We start from the raw sequence: 2,500 nt of genomic DNA on the forward strand, positions 1-2,500 counted from the left end.
TCAATATTAGAGATCAGAAATCTGGATTCTTGAATCATCCTGTGGTTTAGGAATAAGAGTTCAGCTTTCTGATTTTTTACATCAGATGTTCTTTAACAAGGTGAAACATTTTGTAGTAATACACTGCAAGGCGAGGTTAAGTACTAACAATACTTAACATCAATATATTGTGTGTCTCTCAAGCACACAATCCGGCGTCCAGGGAAACCTGGATGTTAAAAGTCGTTAGTAGTCGTTTGTGTTGTATGGTCAAGCGACTAAGCGTATACGGTGGATGCCTTGGCAGCTGGAGGCGATGAAGGACGTAGGAGCCTGCGAAAAGTCTAGGGGAGCTGGCACACAAGCTTTGATCCTGGAATGTCCGAATGGGGAAACCCACCTGTTTACAGGTATCCCTAACTGAATACATAGGTTAGGGAGGCGAACCCGGGGAACTGAAACATCTAAGTACCCGGAGGAAAAGAAATCAACCGAGATTCCCTGAGTAGCGGCGAGCGAAAGGGGATTAGCCCTTAAGCTAATTATGTCTTAGTGGAAGGATCTGGAAAGTTCCGCGATACAGGGTGATAGCCCCGTACACGAAAAGGCATTTTTAGTGAAATCGAGTAGGTCGGGACACGTGTTATCTTGACTGAATATGGGGGGACCATCCTCCAAGGCTAAATACTCCCAGCTGACCGATAGTGAACCAGTACCGTGAGGGAAAGGCGAAAAGAACCCCGGAGAGGGGAGTGAAATAGAACCTGAAACCGTATACGTACAAGCAGTAGGAGCCCTTCGGGGTGACTGCGTACCTTTTGTATAATGGGTCAGCGACTTATTGTCTGTAGCAAGGTTAACCGCTTAGGGGAGCCGTAGAGAAATCGAGTCTTAATAGGGCGTTCAGTTGCAGGCAATAGACCCGAAACCCGGCGATCTATCCATGGGCAGGTTGAAGATTGAGTAACATCAATTGGAGGACCGAACTCACTAATGTTGAAAAATTAGGAGATGACCTGTGGATCGGAGTGAAAGGCTAATCAAGCCGGGAGATAGCTGGTTCTCCTCGAAAGCTATTTAGGTAGCGCCTCGCGTCTCACCCTCGGGGGTAGAGCACTGTTTGGGCTAGGGGGTCATCCCGACTTACCAACCCCATGCAAACTCCGAATACCGAGGAGTGCAATCGCGGGAGACACACGGCGGGTGCTAACGTCCGTCGTGGAAAGGGAAACAACCCAGACCGCCAGCTAAGGTCCCAAATACCAGTTAAGTGGGAAACGATGTGGGAAGGCCCAGACAGCTAGGAGGTTGGCTTAGAAGCAGCCATCCTTTAAAGAAAGCGTAATAGCTCACTAGTCGAGTCGGCCCGCGCGGAAGATATACCGGGGCTCAAACTGGTAACCGAAGCTGCGGATGCACTATGTGCATGGTAGAGGAGCGTTGTGTAAGCCGTTGAAGGTGGATCGGGAGGTCTGCTGGAGGTATCACAAGTGCGAATGCTGACATGAGTAACGACAAGGGGGGTGAAAAACCTCCCCGCCGGAAGACCAAGGGTTCCTGTCCAACGCTAATCGGGACAGGGTTAGTCGGCCCCTAAGGCGAGGGCGAAAGCCGTAGTCGATGGGAAACAGGTTAACATTCCTGTACTCGCTATTGCTGCGATGGAGTGACGGAGAAGGCTAGGCCAGCACGGCGATTGGTTGTCCGTGTTTAAGGTTGTAGGCTGGGGACTTAGGCAAATCCGGGTCCCTAAGGCCGAGAACTGATGACGAGTCTCTTTTAGAGACGAAGTGGTTGATGCCATGCTTCCAGGAAAAACTTCTAAGCTTCAGGCAATAGTGAACCGTACTCTAAACCGACACAGGTGGTCAGGTAGAGAATACCAAGGCGCTTGAGAGAACTCTGGTGAAGGAACTAGGCAAAATGGTACCGTAACTTCGGGAGAAGGTACGCCGGCTTTGGTGATGGGACTTGCTCCCTAAGCTGAGGCCGGTCGAAGTGACCAGGTGGCTGCGACTGTTTATTAAAAACATAGCACTCTGCAAACACGTAAGTGGACGTATAGGGTGTGACGCCTGCCCGGTGCCGGAAGGTTAATTGATGGGGTTAGCTTCGGCGAAGCTCTTGATCGAAGCCCCGGTAAACGGCGGCCGTAACTATAACGGTCCTAAGGTAGCGAAATTCCTTGTCGGGTAAGTTCCGACCTGCACGAATGGCGTAACGATGGCCACGCTGTCTCCACCAGAGACTCAGTGAAATTGAAATCGCTGTTAAGATGCAGTGTACCCGCGGCTAGACGGAAAGACCCCGTGAACCTTTACTACAGCTTTGCACTGAACTTTGAGCCTACTTGTGTAGGATAGGTGGGAGGCTTTGAAACTGTGACGCCAGTTGCAGTGGAGCCATCCTTGAAATACCACCCTGGTATGTTTGAGGTTCTAACCCAGGTCCGTTATCCGGATCGGGGACAGTGTATGGTGGGTAGTTTGACTGGGGCGGTCTCCTCCCAAAGAGTAACGGA

The 2,500-nt window shown here is 50.6% G+C and carries 1 rRNA gene (cut by a window edge); it reads left to right on the forward strand.

Annotated features, from left to right (window positions below):
- Positions 1–247 precede the first annotated feature (247 nt).
- A 23S ribosomal RNA gene (locus AUP74_RS07250) occupies positions 248–2,500 on the forward strand (it continues 626 nt past the right edge of the window).

Origin of the sequence: Microbulbifer aggregans (genome assembly GCF_001750105.1) — a bacterium.
Classification (GTDB): Bacteria; Pseudomonadota; Gammaproteobacteria; order Pseudomonadales; family Cellvibrionaceae; genus Microbulbifer; species Microbulbifer aggregans.